The organism is Sinorhizobium sp. B11 (assembly GCA_039725955.1).
Lineage (GTDB): Bacteria > Pseudomonadota > Alphaproteobacteria > Rhizobiales > Rhizobiaceae > Rhizobium.
In genome coordinates this window covers 244658-263416 of the sequence record CP091033.1, presented here as the reverse complement: position 1 = coordinate 263416, position 18759 = coordinate 244658, and the positions used below count along the sequence as shown (strand labels likewise).

Below are 18759 nucleotides of genomic sequence, written 5' to 3'. Positions count from 1 at the left end.
CTCACTGCCAGCGCACCAGGGCCCGCTCGGCCCGGGTGAGAATGAAATCGAAGATGATGGCCAGCAGTGCCGTCAGAATGCCGCCGACGAGGATCTTTTCCGCGTATTCCTGATCGATGCCTATGAGGATGATGGTGCCAAGACCTCCGCCATCGATGAAGGCAGCGACCGTCGCGATGCCGATGACAGTGACGAGCGCGATCCGGGCCCCGGAAACGATAAGCGGCAGGGCAAGCGGCAGTTCGATGCGAAAGAGGCGCTGCCAAGGCCCATAACCCATCCCGTCGGCGGCATCGAGTATGTCAGCCGGGACGCCGCGGATGCCGGTGACGACATTGCGCAAGAGGATCAGCAGGCAATAGGAGGAAAGCCCGATCAGCGCTGGTTCCATGCCGAGACCGACGAAAGGGATCAAAAGCGCAAAGAGCGCCAGGCTCGGAATGACGAAGATGATATTCGTCACCGTCAGCGCAAAGGCATAGAGTCTCGGCCGGCGGGCGCAGACGATGCCGAGTACGAGCGCGATCGCAAGGCCGATCAGCACGGATGAAATCGACAGCACCAGGTGCTGCCAGACGGCAAGCGCGATTTCCGGAATATGTTTGGGTGCCCAGTTCAACGGCGAGAAATCCTGTCCGCACGGTCACGACAAAGCGGCGAAGCTGCAAGCTTCGCCGCATTTTTTCTTCAGGGAAAGCGAAACTTTGGAGCCGCTCTCGATCAGATGCCCTTGGCCTTCAGGAATTCAGCGGCGACATCGGCCGGCTCTTCCTTGTCGCGATCGACCTTGGCGTTGAGTTCGCGCATGGTCTCATTGTTGAGGAGCGGGCTGACCTTGTTCAGAACCTCGGCGATCTTCGGGTTCTTGGCGAGAGCATCCTGTCGCACGACCGGGACGAGGTAATAGGGCGGGAAGAGATGCTTGTCGTCATCAAGCACCACCAGCTTGTTGTCGGAAATCTGCCAATCCGTCGCAAAGCCGTAGGAGACGTCGAGATCCTTGCTCGTCAGCGCGCTGTAGCGGATGCCGAGCTTGGCAAAGATCTTGAATTCCTTGAACTCGATGCCGTAGGTCTGCTTCAGCCCCGGCAAGCCGTCCTTGCGCTCGCCAAAGCCGCCCTCTGCACCAAAGGTCAAGCTCTTGGAGGCTGGACCGAGGTCGGTCAGCGTCTTCAGCTTGTACTTCTCGGCTGTTTCCGGAAGCGTGATGATCGCATAGCCGTTGTTGACCTGCGTCGGCTGAAGGAGCGTGAGCTTGAGGTTCTTTTCGTAGTAATCCTTGACGTCCGAATAGATCTTGTCGGCGGAGCCCGACAGGTCACCCTTGACGACGGCGGCAAGCGCCGTGCCGGTATATTCCGGGTAGAGATCGATGTCACCGTTCGTCAATGCCGTGTGGGCGACAAGCGTGGCACCGAGGTTGAGGTGGCGCTCGACCTCGACGCCGGCCTTTTCAAGCGCCTGGGCGTAGATCTCGGCGACGACGAACTGTTCGGTGAAATTCTTGCTGCCGATCTTTACAGCATCGGCCTGTGCCGGTGCTCCGATGAAGGCTGCCAGGATCGCACCGGCGAAGAGGCCGGCGAAAGATTTCGAAAGCATTGCGTTCCCTCATTTGAAATTCGAGTTGTTCAGGAGAGGTGATAAAGGTTTCCGATAAGGCAAGCGCGGAATGGAATACCAATTTTCTAGCGATTTAGATGAAAATTGATCTCCCAGGAGGACCCTTGATCATCGAAGGGTCGGAGAAAGCAGAGCCGACTAAGATCGGCCATCATATGCTGTCAAAAACAAACCGTGGAAAAGCGCAGCGATGCCGTCTACAAGTCAATGGATTAAAATACGAAAGAGACAGAAGGTAGGCCATGAACGTCAAGACACCGAACGCGATTGATACCTATGTCGGCATGCGCATGCGCAGGCGCAGGCAGCTTCTCGGCATGAGCCAGGAACGGCTTGCCGAACAGATCGGCGTTACCTTCCAACAGGTGCAGAAATACGAGAAAGGCATCAATCGCATCGGCGCCAGCCGCCTGCAGAGGATCGCCGAAGTGCTGCGCACCTCGCCCGCTTTCTTTTTCGAGCAGGATGATTTGGAAGCGCCGAGCCTTGCCGGCCTCGATTTGTCTGCTCCTGTCGATCCGGTCACAGAATTTCTGCGGTCGAAGGAAGGTCTCGTCCTCAACAGGGCGTTCATGAAGATCGAGGACCGGCGTATCCGCGAGACGATCATCTCGCTGGTCAAAGCGATGGCGCAGTCCGAAAACAGCGACATTTCGCTGAACGCGCCGCGAATGGACGAGCCTGATACCCGCAGAGAGTGAAAGCAGACGATACCGTCCCATGTCCTTCCGGCTCGAGTCATTCGGTACATTACGACTGCTGGACGCGGCGGGAGAGCCTGTATTCTTCCCCGAAAAAGGCCTGTTGACGCTTTGTTACCTGCTCGACAGACCTGACAGAGAATGTCCGCGCGGCACACTCGCCCGCTTCCTGTGGGATAGCACCGACAATCCCGATATCATGGCGAATTTGCGCAAGATGATCTCGCGCGTCCAGGCGAGGCAGGCAGAAATCGGCGCGGAGCTGCTGATCTTTACCGCGACCGGTGTCCGGATCAGACGGGAGGTCTTCGTCGCAGATCGCTCGGAACTTGATTCCCAATCCTCGGCCGGCCCGCTCGATGTGCTGCGAAGGCTCGTATCCCTGTTGCAAACGGATTTCCTCGCCGAACTCGCACATCAAAGCGCCAGCATAAGAGAATGGGTATCGAGCGAGCGCAACCGGCATATGGCAATCCTCGTCGACACAGTGAAGCGAGCCTTGCCGGAAGCGCGCTCGAGAGCAGATATCGGCCTCATCAAGGAGGCTGCGCTCAGGATCTTCCGCGATGCGCCTGATGACGAAAACATCCGCCATATCCTCCTGCAAGCCTACGAGGCCGAGGGACATCTGGAAAACGCCAGGCAGCTATTTGAGAGCCGCAGCCACGATCTACAACATTCGCTCGACATCGGCCTTGATCTGCAGGCCCTGAAGGAAGTGCGCAAGATTTTCGACGCCAGCAGGCCGGCGGCGCTGGCGGCTGTGCCGTCGGTGGAGAGCGGCATCGTCCTGAAACCTGCGCCCCTGCCCCGGCTCGTCCTGTTGCCGCCGGTCGAGGCCGCTGAAACCGGGCTCGCGCCGATGCTTTCTGAAGCGCTGATCGAGGACGTGACCATCGGCCTTTGCGCCCTCAGCAACGTCTCGGTCGTCGCGCCCCATACCGCCGCACAAATCGCCCGCCATGCCGACCGGGCGGGCATGATCCTGCGCCATTCGATCTCCTATGTTCTCGACACCCGGTTGACAGCGGGCAGCGGCACGCCGTCGCTGTTCGTCCAGCTCGTCTATGCCGCCAACGACGAGGTCATCTGGGCCGAGCGCTTCAGCCTCGAGAAATACGACCTTATCGCTGACCGGCGGGAGATCGCACGGCGCATCGCCAAGGAGCTCTCCCGACAAATCCGCCGGAACGAGACCGTGCGCGGCGCTTTCGAAGATAACCCGGCCGCCTATCACAGCTATCTCCTGGGGTTCCGGGACATGAAGCGGTTTTCCCTGCCGGATGTCCGGCGCGCTCGGAAAGCGTTCCGCGACGCCGTCCAGCACAGCGCGCATTTCTCGCCGGCGCTCGCAGGCCTTGCGCATACCTTCCTGATGGAATGGCTGCTGACGGCACGCGGCGATGGCGAGTTGATCCGGCTTGCGGAAGATTATGCGAACAGGGCGATCGTCGCCGACCCGTCGCTCGCATCCGGCTTCCGCCAGCTCGGCGTCGCCAAGCTTTATCTGAACGATCTCGATGAAAGCGTGGTGGCGCTGAAAGTCGCCGAAGAGCTGAGCCCCCATTATGCCGACGGCATCGCGAGTTATGCCGATACGCTGGTGCATGCCTCGCGCCCTGCCGATGGGCTCGCCAAGATCGAGCGGGCGATCTCGCTTAATCCGCTAAGCCCCACAGATTATCTCTGGACTGAGGCCGGCGCGAATTTTGCTCTCTTCCGCTATAAGGAAGCGCTGGATGCGATCGGCAGAATGGATGATCGCACACCGGCCGACCGGCTCGCAGCAGCCTCCTGGGCAATGCTGGGCGACATGAAAAATGCGCGCCTCTACATGCGCAAGGCACGCGAGACCAATCCCGATTTCGACGTCGATAGGTGGCTGAGCCTCGTGCCCTTCAAGGAGGCGTGGCAGAAGGAACAGTATCGTGAGGCTTTGCTGAAGGCAGGCTTCTAGCTCCGCCGGTCCGACTCGACCGAGTTGCCGCTTCCCGATACGCCATCCAGAATGGTGTCACGCCGGTGTCACGCGCTTTCCTTGACCACATCCGCTAGAACTCCCTCCAACACGGCTGGGGAGTTTAGCGGCAATGGAAGACATCATCGAAATCGGGAGTGCCGAGAAGGATCAAAGGCTTCGGGATATCGCATCGCTTGCACGGCTCGTTTCCTACGCCCGGCAGAGCGCCCGGGAGCTCAATGCCGAGTTCTCCGTCTATTGCCTCGATCTCGCGCTTGGCGCGCTGCTTCAGGATCTCGCCGAGAGCGGCATAAACCTGCCAGTCGAAGCAACAATCGAAGATGCACCGGCGGGCCTAGTGCACTGAAGGCCGATAACTTCACCCTGCCTGCGTCAGTGGATTGGGCGCGGCGAAATGGCAGGCTGAGAACTGGTTCGGCGATACTTCGCGCAAGCCCGGACGCTCGACCTTGCAGATGTCCCTTGCGATAGGACAGCGCGTGTGGAAGCTGCATCCCGACGGGACGCGGGACGGGCTCGGCACGTCGCCCTGCAGCACGATACGGTTTGCCTTGCGATCCGGATCGGGCTCGGGCGCGGCCGACAGCAGTGCCTGCGTATAGGGATGCTGCGGCATGGAATAGATCGACTTCTTCGGTCCGATCTCCACGATCCTGCCGAGATACATGACCGCCACGCGATCGGCGATGTGGCGTACGACCGCCAGGTCATGGGCGATGAACAGATAAGAGAGCTTTCGTTCGACCTGCAAATCCTGCAGCAGATTGACGATCTGCGCCTGCACGGAGACATCGAGGGCCGAGACCGGCTCGTCGGCGACGATGAATTTCGGATTGACCGATATGGCACGGGCAATGCCGATGCGCTGGCGCTGGCCGCCGGAGAACTGGCGCGGATAACGGTCCATGAAGCTCGGCGACAGGCCGACCTGCGTCAGTAGCTCCGCCACACGATCACGCCGTTCCCTCGAGGATTTCGCCATGCCGAAGACTTGGAGCGGCTCGGAGATGATCTGAGCGATCGAACGACGCGGGCTGAGCGAGCCGTAGGGATCCTGGAAGACCATCTGCATCCTTGCGCGCATCATGCGCATCTCGGCCGCACCCAGCGATGTGATATCGCGCCCCTCGAACAGCACTTCACCATCGCTCGGCTGGATCAGCCGCAACAGAAGGCGGCCAAGTGTGGACTTGCCGCAGCCGGATTCACCGACCAGCGCCAGCGTCTCGCCCGGCTTGACGGAGAAGGAGGCTCCGTCGACGGCGCGTACGCCGCCCGAGGTAGAACTCGTAAAAGACAGGCCACCAGCATCGGAAAAGGTCTTGCCGAGGTTGCGGACGATCAACAGGTCGTCGGCGCTGTTCATCTCTGTCATGCTGTTGCTCCGGCGGTGACCCAGCAGGCCGCCTTATGGCTTTCTGATATGGTGAACATGGGCGGCATTTCGGCCGCGCATCTGTCGGTCCGGTTCCCACAGCGGGCGTAGAAGGGACAGCCCTGCTTGACGGTGCCGGCAAGCGGCACGGAACCGGGAATCTGATAGAGGCGCGAGCGCTCGTCGTCGAGGCGCGGAATGGACTGAAGCAGGCCGCGCGTATAGGGATGGCTCGGGTTCCTGAAGATCGAGCGGACATCCGCGTCCTCGACCACTCGGCCGGCATACATGACGATGACGCGATCGCAGACTTCGGCGATGACGCCGAGATCGTGCGAAATCAAGAGCACGGCGGTGTTCAGCGTCTTGCGCACCTTCGCCATCAGGTCGAGCACCTGGGCCTGGATGGTAACGTCGAGTGCCGTTGTCGGTTCGTCGGCGATCAAGAGTTTCGGATTGCAGGCAACGGCCATGGCAATCATCACGCGCTGGCGCATGCCGCCGGAGAACTGGTGCGGATAGGCATCGAGGCGGCCTTCCGGATTGGGGATGCCGACGAGTTTCAGAAGCTCGATGATGCGCGCGCGGCGCTGTTCGCGGCTCATCCTCTCATGCAGCTTGATCGCCTCGCCGATCTGATCGCCGATCGTCATGACCGGGTTCAGAGAACTCATCGGCTCCTGAAAGATCATCGCGATATCGCGACCGCGGATCTCCGGCAATTTCGTCTTCGGCAGATCGAGAAGGTTGACGCCCTCAAGCTCGATACGACCCTGTGCAATGCGGCCGGGCGGGTTCGGGATCAGCCCCATGATCGATAGCGAGGTGATCGACTTGCCCGATCCGGATTCACCAACGATGCCGACCGAACCCCCGGCCTCGACCTCGAAGGAGACGCCATTCACGACACGGATCGGGGAATCCTTCGGGCCGAATTCGACGGCGAGACTATCGACCTTGAGCAACGGAGACTGCGTTTTTAATGTCATTGGCTCGTCTCCGGATCCAGCATGTCGCGCACCGCATCGCCGATCAGGTTGAAGGACAGCACGACGCAGGTGATGGCAAAACCGGCGGCAATGATCGGCCAGGGCGAGCCGAAGAGATTGTTGAGACCATCGCGGATGATATTGCCCCAGCTTGGATTGGGGGCGCGGGTACCGATGCCGAGGAAACTGAGCGAGGCCTCAAGGCGGATGGCAGACGCGACCCAAAGTGTCATCAGCACGACGATGGGGGCTGCGATATTCGGGATGATATGGCGGAAGATGATAACGGGCGTGCGCACGCCGACGGCGATTGCCGCTTCCACATACGGCTCCTGCTTGACCGACAGGGTCGAGGCACGAGCGACACGGGCAAAGCCGGGAATGAACGCGACCGTGATGACGGCGATGATGTTCCAGAAGGCGCCACCGAGCACGGCTGCGATGATGATGGCGAGCAGCAGTTCCGGGAAGGCGAGCAGCAAATCGATAAACCGGCTGATGATACGATCGATCAGGCCCCCGAAATAACCGGCTGTTACGCCAAGTGCGGTACCGAGCAGCGCAGCGAGCGCCGGCGAGATCAGGCCGAAGAGCAGCGAATTGCGTGAACCGTGGATCATGCGCGAGAGAACGTCGCGCCCAAACTGGTCGGTGCCGAGCCAGTGTGCGGCCGAGGGCGCCTTGTTGATCGAGAGGATGCTCTGGGCGAGCGGATCATAGGGCGCAAGCACCGGTGCGAAGACTGCTATCACGAAGAAGACGAGTGCAATCGCCAGCGCGAAAAGGGTCGAGGGCCGGTGCAACAGCGTTTTCGAGAAGAGCGACAGCAAGCCGGGCGCTGGTGCCAGCAGAGGCTGCTCGGAGGTCTGTAGAGCAGACGCAGGTGTTTGAGTGATGATGCTCATTATTTCACCCGGATGCGAGGATCGATGACGATGTAGAGGAGATCCATCACCAGATTGATCAAAAGGACGAGAAGCGCGAAGACAACGACGCCGCCCTGGATGACGCCATAGTCACGCTCGTTGATCGCCTGGATGAGCATGCGCCCGAGGCCGGGCCTATTGAAGACCAGCTCTACGGCGACCGAACCGGACAGCGTGGCAAGCAGGCTGAGGCCCATGCCGGTCGAGAGCGGCAGAAGCGCATTGCGCAGACCGTGACGATAGATGACGCGAGGTTCGCGGGCACCCTTGGCGCGGGCGGTGCGGACATAGTCTTTGCCGAGCGTTTCCAGAAGCGCGGTCCGCGACAGCCGGCCGATGAAGGCCGCCTTGACAAGTGCGAGCGTCAGGGCCGGCAGCACGATATGGTACATGCGATCCATGAACCCATCGCCGCCCCCATTGATCGGGAACCAACCGAGGTTCAATGCAAAGCCGATCAAGAGAAGCGCGCCGAGATAGAAATCCGGAATGGCATAACCGAGAAGGGAAAAGACGCGCATGCCGGAATCCGGCAACCTGTCACGATGGGTTGCCGCCACTACGCCGAAGGGCACGCCGGCACCGACGCCAATGATCATCGCCACAACGGTGAGTTCGATCGTATAGGGCAGATTGGCGGCGATCAGGTTCAGCACCGGTTCGCCATTCATGTAGGACTGGCCGAAATCGAGGCTGAGCACGCCGCGAAGGAAGTTGATGTACTGCTGCCAGAGCGGCACATCGAGCCCCATCTGGTGGCGGAAGGCTGCAAGCTGCTCCGGGAGAGCCATGTCTCCCAGAGCCGCAATCGCCGGATCGCCCGGCAGGATCCGCATCGCGATGAACACGAGCGTGAGCACCAGCCAGATTGTCGGAATGGCATCCGCCAGCCGGAGGAGAAAATATCTAGCCATGGTCATTCACCCGCATTCATCGCGACCTGGAAATCAGGCCTTCTTGGTTGCGTGGTGGAAGCGCCAGCGCGCATAGCCACTCTGCACCTTGTAGCCGAGGTCGAGACGGGCATTACGGGCAACCGTGAAGGACAGCGTCGACATGCCGATCAGCGGTAGGTCACGCAGGACCTGAAGCTCGATCTGCTGGCAGTAATCGACATAGGACTTGTAGTCGGTCGCCTGCAGGGCCTTGGCGAGAAGGTCGTCGATGCCCGGAATGACCACGCCGTAGTGGCTGTAGTTGATGCCGCCGGATCCATCCGGCTTGACTTCCGCCTTGGTCGAAAGCTGCTGAGTATAAAGCTGCGTCGGGATAGGCGGATAGCTCGAGGAATGCAGGGCCAGCGTGTTCTTGTCGTGCTGATTATCAGCATGATAGGCGGTGTGGTCGCCGATATGCAGGTTCATGCGCATGCCAACGGCACGCAGCTGTTCCTGTACGATCAGCATGATCGACGCATAGTCTTCGCGCTGGCTGACATTGCTTTCGAAGTCGAAACCATCGGGGAAGCCGGCTTCGGCGAGCAGAGCCTTGGCCTTGTCAGGATCATAATTGTACTGAAGCTCCGGCGGCAGCTCTTCGGTCTTGAAGCCGCCCGGGAAGGATTCCGGCTGAAGGTCGGCGGTAAAGCCTCCCATCGGCTTCATGGCCTCGGCAACCGCATGGCGATCGACAGCATACATGATTGCCTGACGCACCTTGATATTGTCGAAAGGCTTGCGCTTCAGGTTGATATGCAGCGTGTTGAACGAACCCGGCGACGTCATGTCGAACTGCAGCGTCGAGTCACGCTGCAGCATGGAATCGACCCAGCCCGGTGCGCGCACGGCCTCGATCATATCGACATCGCCCGCCAGGAGTGCCAGCGTACGCGCCGTGGTGTCCGCGATGTAGACGGACTCGACCTTGGCGACCTTCGCTTTCTCCCCCCAATAGGTTTCATGACGCTTCAGCGCCGTGCCCCACTTGCTGTCGAAACGCGTAAGTTCGTAGGGACCGGTGCCGACTGCATCGGTCTTGAACTTCTCCGCACCCATCTGGTCGACGGCCTTCTTGGAAACGATCGCCGTATTGTTGAGGAAGATCGACGTACCCAGCAGGTTCACGTCGGAATTCTTCAGCGTAATCACGACCTCATAGGGTCCGGTGGCGACGACGTCGGCGATGTTGGACAGGATCGGCTTGTTCGTGCCGTCGGCCATGGCGCGCTTGAAGGAGAAGACGACGTCTTCGGACGTCATTTCACCAAAACCCTTGTGGAACTGCACGCCCTGACGGAGTTTGAAGGTCCAGGTCTTGGCATCCGACGAGGCCGACCATTCGGTGGCGAGTGTGGGCCGGTACTGATCCGGCGTCGTCGCGAACGTGCCGTCATCCGGGCGAACGAGCTGTTCGTACATCTGCTCGGTCGCCCAGTTATCGCCGCCCTGTGTTGTGTAGTTCGGATCGCTGGTGCGCGGGCCGTTGGCGGCAATGCCGATGCGAATAGTGTCGGGATCGTTCGCCGCACGGGCGAGAGCGGGTCCGAGCATGCTCATTGCAGCCGTGGCCGCGCTCAATTCCAGAAACTGGCGTCTTCTCAGGTTCATGTCATTTCCTCCCATGTGTCAGAGTATTCAGCTTCGCCGCTTGTCGAGCTCGGCGTCGTTGACGATCAGGCCGAGGCCCGGGCCGGACGGCACCTTGAACTTGCCGTCCTCCGGGATCGGCGGATTGGCGAAGCCGACATGCATGCGTGTCGATGGATCGGAGAATTCGGCGGGCTTGGTGTTGTGCATCAGCGTTGCCAGCACATGCAGGTTCGCCACATGGGCGATCGTCGGCTGGGTCTGGTGCGGAACGAGTTCGACGCCGTGGGCAAAGCAGATCGCGGCGCACTGCATGAGACCGGTAATGCCGCCCATCTTGACGATGTCAGGCTGAACCATGCGCACACCGGCATTGATCATGTCGACAACGGCCTGGGTCGTGTAGGACTGTTCGGCGGCGGAAACGGTGATGTCGAGACGCTGGGCGACCTCGCCCATGGCGCGCACGTTGTAGTGCTGAACCGGCTCCTCGAACCAGACATAACCAAGCTCTTCGAGCGCACGGCCGACGCGGATGGCGCCACCGACCGAATATTGGTTGTTGGCGTCGAACGCGAGCGGGAAATCATCCCCCACCAGCTTGCGCACGGCCTTCGCCTTGGCGATGTCACCAGGAATGTCATAGTCCTGACGGGTGCGGTCACCGTCCCAGCGGATCTTGATGGCGGCCGGCTTTTCGGACTTCCAACGCTGCTCGACCACACGAACGGTTTCATCGACGGTCCGCCCGGCATTATTGCCAACCGACGAATAGAAGGGCAGTTCGGTGCGCCAGGCGCCGCCAAGCAGCTTGTAGACGGGCTGGTTGAAGTGCTTGCCCTTGATGTCCCAGAGGGCAATATCAAGTGCGGCAAGCGCGCCGGTGACAGCGCCTTCAGGTCCAAGCTTCACATATCTGTGCAGCAGCCGATCGTAGAGGACCGCCTGATCGAGCGCATCCGCGCCGACGAGCGAGGCTGCGAAATCCCTGACGACGCCAAGCGAGTGCTCGCCGCCCATCATCGGCGAAGCTTCACCATGGCCGACGATGCCATCTTCCGTGGTTACGCGCACGAAAGCCGTGCGGCGGCCCGGCGGCTCGTTGGGCTCCCACTTCACCTGAAAAGCTTCAACGGACTTGATAATCGTACCCACTGGCATTCCCTCGAAGAACGGACGTTTTCAGCGCCGGTGTTGTCGTTACCAAAAGCATCTTCCAGTTTGCATCCGTATGCAACACGGGGATTGAGCTGAAATTGGAATAGGTTTTATGTCGGAATCAGAAAAAGTGCCCTCTGCTGGATATCAGACGTTCAAAGATGAAATGACGCCTTATTTCTTTGGATTTTTGATGCTGCAGCGCATCCCGGCGCCGATATTCGGAAGCCAAAAGAGTTCATAAGGAACTAGCGAGCCGCCGCGTATAAGAAGTAGTTGAAATTCTTGCATCCGAATGCAAAAAGAAAAGAGAAGGTAGACAGTGGCGATCGGGGAATTGGATTATGCGCAAACAAGGATTGCCATCCTTGCACGGGGAACCGTCAAAGCCGATTACGGCCCGCGAGCTCGCGCGCATGCTTGGCGTCAGCCAATCGGCAGTCTCGCGTGCCTTCACACCAGGCGCAAGCATCGCAGCCGATCTGCGCGAGCGAATTCTGAAATATGCGGCAGAAGTCGACTATCAGCCGAATGCGATCGCCAGCATGCTCTCGAAGAGCCGCACGAACATCATCGGCATCGTCGTCTCCGACATGCAGAACCCCTTCTACCCGGGCCTGATCGAAAAACTCTCCCGCGCACTGCAGCGCATCGGCCTGCAGAGCCTGCTCTTCAACATCGCCAAGGGGTCCAATCTAGAGGAGCAGCTTTCGGCATTGCGACGCTACAATGTCGATGCGGTTATCGTCATTTCCGCAACGATCCTGTCGGGCGCGACGCTGAGCTGGGCGACGGAAGGCCGGCCGGCCATCCTGATCAACCGCGTCATCGAAGAGACGAACCTCAGCTGTGTTGCCTGCAACAATGTCGAAGGCGCGCGTGCCATTGCAGATCATTTTCACAAGCAAGGCGCTCGCAGGGTTGCCTATGTCGCCGGCCTCAGTCACACGACCACCAATCGGGAAAGGCAGAACGGCTTCGTCACGCGCATTGCCGAGCTCGGCATGACGCTGAGCGCACAGATCGAGGGGCGGGAATACAGCTATCATGCCGGCCGCACGGCCGCCCTTGAAATCGCCGCGAAGAAAAGCACCGACGCCATTTTCTTCGCCAACGACATTCTGGCGATCGGCGGCATTGATGCACTCCGGGAGGAGGCCGGCTGCCGTGTTCCCGACGATGTCTTGGTTGCAGGTTTCGACGACATTCCGATGGCCGGCTGGCCGCACTACAATCTCACCACTTTCCGCCAACCCGTCGACGAAATCGTACGCGTCGTCGTCGAAATGATCGAGGGTGATACGTCGGCGCTTCTGAGGGCCGCGACGACGATCCGCCTTTCCGGAGAGCTTGTCGAGCGGCGCTCGACTGGCGTCGAGCAAAAGGCCCGGTAAGTCCGCCTATAGCCTATATATGAAGCGCGTTGCCAAGTGCCTTCAGCGCTGCCTCCATCACAGCCTCGCTGCGGGTCGGGTGCGCATGGATTGTACCGGCAATATCCTCCAACCGTGCGCCCATTTCGATGGCGAGCGCGAAGGCGGCCGAGAGTTCGGATACACCTGCGCCAACCGCCTGCAGGCCGAGAACGAGGTTGGTATCGGCCCGCGCCACCACCCGCACGAAGCCGTCTTCGGAGAGCATGGTCATGGCGCGGCCATTGGCGCTGAAGGGAAACTGGCCGGTTTTGATCTCATATCCCTGGCTACGCGCCTCTGCCGGCGACAGGCCGGCGCTGACGATTTCCGGATCGGTGAAGCAGATTGCGGGGATGCAGCGTTTGTCCCAGGCCCGCTTCTTTCCGGCAACGATCTCGGCGACCATCTCCCCTTGCGCCATCGCCCGATGCGCGAGCATCGGTTCACCTGTGACATCGCCGATGGCATAGATGCCACGCATGGAGGTGCGGCAGCGATCGTCGATCCTGAGGAAGGGGCCGGCGCGGTCGAGATCGAGTTCTTCGAGCCCCGATCCCGCCGTTCTCGGACGGCGGCCGACAGTGACGAGAATGCGGTCCGCGGCAAGCGTCTGCTGTCGGTTATCGGGCGTTTCGACAATAAGCCCTTCGCCGGCATCGGAAAGGCCGATCGCCTTTGCACCGGTCAATAGAAGAATGCCGCGTTCAGTCATCTTGCGCATGACGGGCCGCACGAGTTCCGCGTCATATAGCGGCAGGACCTGCTGGGTTGCCTCGACCACTGTTACCTGCGATCCCATTTTCTGAAATGCGATCCCGAGTTCCAGCCCAATGTAACCGCCGCCGACGACGACAAGGTTCTTCGGCAACTCCCTCAGCGACAATGCCTCGGTGGAAGAGATGACCCGACCGCCGAAAGGCAAGTTCGGAAGCTCTACGGGATCGGAGCCAGTCGCGATGACGACGGTCTCGGCGCGGATGATCTGCTGGCCCGTCTCCGTTTCCACCTCGACCGTCTTGCCATCGCGGAAATGCGCGCGACCGTGGACGATCTTCACGCGCGCCTTCTGCAACAGGCCGGAGACGCCGCTCGTCAGCCGACCGACGATACCGTCTTTCCAGCCGATCATCTTCGTCAGATCGATGGAGGCGCCTTCGACGCGGATGCCCATCGCGTTCTTGCCCGCCAGCATGCGCTGGGTGGCATCGAATTCCTCGGCCGCGTGGATTAGCGCCTTGGAAGGAATGCAGCCGACCGTCAGGCAGGTGCCGCCCGGCTTGCGGGCCTCGACGATGACGGTATCGACTCCCAACTGGCCAGCGCGGATGGCGCAGACATAACCACCGGGACCGGCGCCGATGACGAGGAGCTTGCAAACAATCTCTTTCATGGCTCAGCCTTCGATGAAAATGAGCGCCGGCGTTTCGAGCAGCGTGCGGATGCGCTGCACGAAGGTCGCCGCATCCCAGCCGTCGATGATGCGGTGGTCGAAGCTGGAGGAAAGGTTCATCATCTTGCGCGGCACGAATTGCGTGCCATCCCAGACCGGTCGCGTCGCGATCTTGTTGACGCCAATGATGGCCACTTCCGGGTGGTTGATGACAGGTGTGGAGACGATACCGCCAAGCGCCCCGAGCGAGCTGATGGTGATGGTCGAACCCGACAACTCGTCTCGAGTCGCCGTACCCGAGCGCGCCGCTTCCGCCAGCCGGTTCATTTCGAGGGCGCAATCGAAGATGCCGCGCGCTTCCGCATGGCGCACGACAGGCACGGTAAGTCCTGCCGGCGTTTGTGTGGCAATGCCGATGTGCACGGCGCCATGGCGCGTGATGATGCCGGCATCGTCATCGAAAGTGGCGTTGACATCGGGCTGATCGGAAATCGCCTTGACGAGCGCCCGCATGAGGAAGGGCAAAACCGTCAGCTTGGGATGCTCCGCCTTGCGGTCGGAATTCATCGTGGCGCGCAGCTCTTCGAGGGCGGTCATATCCACCTCTTCCACATAGGTGATGTGGGGAATGCGCGAGGTGGAAAGTACCATCTTTTCGGCAATACGGCGGCGAAGACCGGTCAATTTGACCTCCTCGGTCGCCGTTTTCCTCGCGAAGCCGGCGCGCGCCGGAGCGGGTGCCGCGCCCTGATTCAGGAACTGCTCGACATCCTCGCGCAGGATGCGCCCAGCCGGGCCGGTAGCCTGCACCTGCCGGAGATCTACGCCGCTCTCTCGGGCGAAGAGCCGGACCGACGGAGCTGCTAGCGGCTTTTCGTCCGGCGGAGTTGCCGGCGTTGGTGCTTTTGGCACGGGCTTCGGAGTTTCAACTTTCACCGGCTCGGCCGCTTTTGGCTGAGCAACGGCTGTAGGCTCTGCGCCTGCGGTCGACGCCGCCGTCTCGATCCGCACGAGCGGTGCCTTCACCGCGATACGGTCGCCCACCTCGCCGGCAAGCCAGGTTACGATGCCGCTGACAGGCGAGGGAATTTCGACGGTCGCCTTGTCGGTCATGACGGCGGCAATCACCATATCCTCGCGCACCGGATCGCCGGTCTTCACATGCCATTCGACAAGTTCCGCCTCGGCGACACCTTCGCCGACATCGGGCATCTTGATGATGAATTCGCCCATGGTTCAGGCCTCCATCACTTCGGCAAGCGCGCGCCCGACGCGGCCGGGTCCAGGGAAATAATCCCATTCCTGTGCATGCGGATAGGGCGTGTCCCAGCCGGCGACGCGCACGACGGGGGCTTCAAGCTGATAGAAGCAATATTCCTGCACCAAAGATACGATTTCGGCGCCGAAGCCCGAGGTCAATGTGGCCTCATGCACGACGACGCAGCGGCCGGTCTTGGTGACGGATTTGACGATCGTATCGAGATCGAGCGGCAGGAGGCTCCGGAGATCGATCACTTCCGCATCAATGCCCGCATCCTCGGCAGCGGCAAGCGCCACATGCACCATCGTGCCATAGGCGATGACGGTCACGGCCGAGCCCGTGCGTCGCACCTCGGCCTTGCCGATCGGGATCGTATAATGATCCTCCGGCACTTCGCCGAGATCATGTTTCGACCAGGGTGTAACAGGCCGCTCATGATGACCGTCGAAAGGCCCATTATAGAGCCGCTTCGGCTCCAGGAACATGACGGGATCAGGATCCTCGATCGCGGCAATCAAAAGGCCCTTGGCATCATAGGGGTTGGAGGGCACGACGACCTTCAGGCCGCAGACATGGGTAAACAGTGCCTCGGGACTTTGACTATGCGTCTGGCCGCCGAAGATGCCGCCGCCGGTCGGCATGCGCACGACGATCGGGCAGGTGAAATCGCCGTTGGAGCGATAGCGGATGCGCGCAGCCTCCTGCGTAAGCTGGTCGTATGCCGGATACATATAATCGGCGAACTGGATCTCGACGCAGGGCTTCAGCCCATAGGCGGCCATGCCGATCGCGGTGCCGACAATACCGGATTCGCTGATCGGCGTATCGAAGCAGCGCGTCTTGCCGTATTTCGCCTGCAGGCCTTGCGTGCAGCGGAAGACGCCGCCGAAATAACCGACGTCCTCGCCGAAAACCACGACATTGTCGTCACGTGCCATCGAGACATCCATGGCGCTGCGCACCGCCTCGATCATAGTCATCCGGGCCATGTCAGTACCCCGCCTTCTGCCGCTGACGGCGGATATGCGGCGGCATCTCGGCATAGACGCCTTCAAAAATGTCGCGTACCGATGGTTTGCCGCCATCATGCAGCGTGCCGTGCGCCTCGGCCTGGCGCTGCGCCTCGATCACCTCGTCCATGATCTCCGCTTCGGCCTGGGTATGGCGTTCCTCCGACCAGACGCCTCTGACGATCAGGTGCTTCTTCAGGCGCAGGACGGGGTCGCCGAGCGGCCAGGCTTCCGATTCCGTCTTCGGGCGATAGGCACTTGGATCGTCGGACGTGGAATGGGCGCCGACGCGATAGGTGACATATTCGATCAGCGTTGGGCCGAGATTGCGACGCGCCCGCTCCGCCGCCCAGCGAGCGACGGCATGGACGGCGAGATAGTCATTGCCATCGACGCGCAGCGCCGGAATGCCGAAGCCGAGACCGCGAGCCGCAAAAGTGCCCGAACCGCCGCGCGCAATGCCCTGGAAGGTGGAGATCGCCCACTGATTGTTGACGATATTGAGAATGACAGGCGCCTTGTAGGTGGAGGCGAAAACCAAAGCCGAATGGAAATCCGATTCCGCCGTCGAGCCATCGCCGATCCAGGCGGCTGCGATGCGGCTGTCATTCTTGATCGCCGAGGCCATCGCCCAGCCGACCGCCTGCACATATTGCGTGGCAAGATTGCCTGAAATGGTGAAGAAGCCGTGCTCCTTGGAGGAATACATGATGGGAAGCTGGCGCCCGCGCAGCGGATCGCTCTCGTTCGAGTAGATCTGGTTCATCATCTCGACCATCGGATAGTCGTCGGCAATCAAGAGGCCGGCCTGACGATAGGTCGGGAAATTCATGTCGCCCTTCTGCAGCGCCTTGCGGAAGGCGCAGCTGACCGCCTCTTCGCCGAGATGCTGCATATAGAAGGATGTCTTGCCCTGCCGTTGCGCCATCAGCATGCGGGAATCGAAAGCGCGCAGCTTCATCATATTGCGAAGCCCCGTCAGCAACTCCTCATCGGTCGATGAGCCAGCCCAGGGACCGACAGCTTCACCGTCGCGGTTCAACACGCGGATGATCGAATAGGCGAGATTGCGGATGTCTTCAGACGCGACATCGACCTCCGGCCGCGGCACGGAGCCGGCCTTTGCGATGTTGACGTTGGAAAAATCGGGATGACCGCCCGGACGGACGGCGGGTTCGGGGACATGCAGGCTCAAACGAGCGGATTCCACCATCTGGTCTTTTTCCTCCCTTTGGCAGCCCCGCTCCTCTCCTCCAGAAGCCGGACCTTATTGTTATAGGTTGCGGGCAATCACCATGCGCTGCACGTCACTCGTACCCTCATAGATCTGGCAGATGCGCACGTCGCGATAGATGCGCTCCACCGGATAATCGGCCATATAGCCGTAGCCGCCATGAATCTGGATGGCATCTGAGCAGACGCGCTCGGCCATCTCGGAGGCAAAGAGCTTGGCCATCGACGCTTCCGACAGGCATGGCAGTCCTGCTTCGCGGAGTGAGGCCGCGTGGAAGACCAGCTGCCGCGCCGCCTCGATCCGCGTTGCCATATCGGCGAGCCGGAATCCGACGGCCTGATGCTCGACGATCGGCTTGCCGAAGGCGCTGCGTTCGCGGGCATAATCGCGCGCCGCCTCGAAGGCAGCCTTCGCCATGCCGACGGCCTGCGCCGCAATACCGATCCGTCCACCCTCCAGATTGGCAAGGGCGATGCGATAGCCCTCGCCCTCTTCGCCGAGCCGAAGCTCTTCGGGAAGACGCATCCCGCTGAAGGCAATCTGGCAGGTGTCGGAGGAATGCAGGCCGAGTTTTTCCTCGACACGGATCACTTCGTAACCCGGCGTATCGGTCGGCACGATGAAAGCGGTGATACCCTTCTTACCGGCATCGGGATCGGTGACGGCAAAGACGATGATGACCTGGCCGTTCTTGCCTGAGGTGATGAATTGCTTGGTGCCGTCGAGCACATAATGATCGCCATCGCGGCGCGCCCGCGTCTTGAGGTTCGAAGCATCCGAACCTGCCTGCGGCTCCGTCAGCGCGAAACCACCGATCCATTCGCCACTCGCAAGCTTCGGCAGGAAGCGCTGCCGCTGGTCATCATTGCCGAATTTCAGGATCGGCACGCAGCCGACCGAGCTATGCACACTCATGATGGTCGAGCATGGTCCGTCACCGGCAGCGATTTCTTCGAGTGCTGCGGCATAGGCGATGACACCGGTGTCGGATCCGCCATAGGCTTCCGGCACCAGCATGCCGAGCAGACCGAGTTCGCCCATTTCCTTCAATTCTTCACGCGGGAAAAGAGATTCCCGGTCGCGCTTGGCCGCTCCCGGCGCCAGCCTTTCCTGAGCGAAGTCGCGGGCTAGATCGCGGATCTGCTGCTGAAGTTCGGAAAGGATCATCAGC

The 18759-nt window shown here is 60.8% G+C and carries 17 protein-coding genes; 4 read left to right on the top strand and 13 right to left on the bottom strand.

Going from position 1 to position 18759, the window contains the following annotated elements:
* Position 1: 1 nt before the first annotated feature.
* Positions 2-619: an ABC transporter permease gene (locus LVY75_01195; GenBank protein ID XAZ20611.1), complete on the bottom strand. Its 618-nt coding sequence runs from the start codon at positions 617-619 to the stop codon at positions 2-4.
* Positions 620-720: 101 nt separating this feature from the next.
* Positions 721-1602, bottom strand: coding sequence for an ABC transporter (locus LVY75_01190; GenBank protein ID XAZ20610.1), 882 nt, complete (start codon positions 1600-1602; stop codon positions 721-723).
* A gap of 263 nt (positions 1603-1865) precedes the next feature.
* Between LVY75_01190 and LVY75_01185 the strand changes: the two genes are divergently transcribed.
* From LVY75_01185 to LVY75_01175, 3 genes are all read left to right on the top strand, one after another.
* Complete coding sequence (locus tag LVY75_01185; protein XAZ20609.1) at positions 1866-2324, top strand: helix-turn-helix domain-containing protein; 459 nt, start codon at positions 1866-1868, stop codon at positions 2322-2324.
* A gap of 19 nt (positions 2325-2343) precedes the next feature.
* On the top strand, positions 2344-4281 hold the full coding sequence (locus tag LVY75_01180) for an SARP family transcriptional regulator (protein XAZ20608.1): 1938 nt from the start codon (positions 2344-2346) through the stop codon (positions 4279-4281).
* Positions 4282-4414: 133 nt separating this feature from the next.
* Entirely contained in the window at positions 4415-4651 is a 237-nt protein-coding gene (locus LVY75_01175; GenBank protein ID XAZ20607.1) for a hypothetical protein, read from the top strand.
* Between the two features lie 12 nt (positions 4652-4663).
* Here LVY75_01175 and LVY75_01170 read toward each other — a convergent pair whose 3' ends face one another.
* From LVY75_01170 to LVY75_01145, 6 genes are read right to left on the bottom strand one after another with little or no spacing between them, the layout of a single operon-like run.
* Positions 4664-5680 carry an ABC transporter ATP-binding protein gene (locus LVY75_01170; GenBank protein ID XAZ20606.1) on the bottom strand — a complete coding sequence of 339 codons (1017 nt, stop codon included), beginning with the start codon at positions 5678-5680 and terminating at the stop codon, positions 4664-4666.
* A complete protein-coding gene (locus LVY75_01165; protein XAZ20605.1) occupies positions 5677-6669 on the bottom strand; it encodes an ABC transporter ATP-binding protein in 993 nt (330 codons plus the stop codon). Before LVY75_01165 ends, LVY75_01170 begins: the two co-directional genes overlap by 4 nt.
* Positions 6666-7574 (bottom strand): ABC transporter permease, encoded by a 909-nt coding sequence (locus LVY75_01160; protein ID XAZ20604.1) that lies wholly within the window; start codon positions 7572-7574, stop codon positions 6666-6668. Before LVY75_01160 ends, LVY75_01165 begins: the two co-directional genes overlap by 4 nt.
* A complete protein-coding gene (locus tag LVY75_01155; GenBank protein ID XAZ20603.1) occupies positions 7574-8509 on the bottom strand; it encodes an ABC transporter permease in 936 nt (311 codons plus the stop codon). Before LVY75_01155 ends, LVY75_01160 begins: the two co-directional genes overlap by 1 nt.
* A 33-nt stretch (positions 8510-8542) precedes the next feature.
* Positions 8543-10141, bottom strand: a complete 1599-nt coding sequence (locus LVY75_01150; protein ID XAZ20602.1) for an ABC transporter substrate-binding protein — start codon at positions 10139-10141, stop codon at positions 8543-8545.
* A gap of 27 nt (positions 10142-10168) precedes the next feature.
* A complete protein-coding gene (locus tag LVY75_01145) occupies positions 10169-11275 on the bottom strand; it encodes a mandelate racemase/muconate lactonizing enzyme family protein (GenBank protein ID XAZ20601.1) in 1107 nt (368 codons plus the stop codon).
* 371 nt (positions 11276-11646) lie between these two features.
* On the opposite strand from LVY75_01145, the gene LVY75_01140 reads away from it, so the two are divergent.
* Positions 11647-12672, top strand: a complete 1026-nt coding sequence (locus LVY75_01140; GenBank protein XAZ20600.1) for a LacI family DNA-binding transcriptional regulator — start codon at positions 11647-11649, stop codon at positions 12670-12672.
* A gap of 13 nt (positions 12673-12685) precedes the next feature.
* Here the strand turns inward: LVY75_01140 and lpdA are convergent, their stop codons facing one another.
* The 5 genes from lpdA to LVY75_01115 are packed head-to-tail and all read right to left on the bottom strand — an operon-like array spanning position 12686 to position 18755.
* Positions 12686-14083: a dihydrolipoyl dehydrogenase gene (gene lpdA / locus LVY75_01135; protein ID XAZ20599.1), complete on the bottom strand. Its 1398-nt coding sequence runs from the start codon at positions 14081-14083 to the stop codon at positions 12686-12688.
* Positions 14084-14086: 3 nt separating this feature from the next.
* Complete coding sequence (locus LVY75_01130; GenBank protein XAZ20598.1) at positions 14087-15316, bottom strand: 2-oxo acid dehydrogenase subunit E2; 1230 nt, start codon at positions 15314-15316, stop codon at positions 14087-14089.
* Between the two features lie 3 nt (positions 15317-15319).
* Entirely contained in the window at positions 15320-16333 is a 1014-nt protein-coding gene (locus LVY75_01125) for an alpha-ketoacid dehydrogenase subunit beta (protein ID XAZ20597.1), read from the bottom strand.
* Between the two features lies 1 nt (position 16334).
* Complete coding sequence (locus LVY75_01120) at positions 16335-17567, bottom strand: 3-methyl-2-oxobutanoate dehydrogenase (2-methylpropanoyl-transferring) subunit alpha (GenBank protein ID XAZ20596.1); 1233 nt, start codon at positions 17565-17567, stop codon at positions 16335-16337.
* A gap of 60 nt (positions 17568-17627) precedes the next feature.
* The gene (locus LVY75_01115) at positions 17628-18755 is read right to left on the bottom strand and encodes an acyl-CoA dehydrogenase family protein (protein XAZ20595.1); all 1128 of its coding nucleotides are present in this window, start codon (positions 18753-18755) and stop codon (positions 17628-17630) included.
* Positions 18756-18759: the final 4 nt, after the last annotated feature.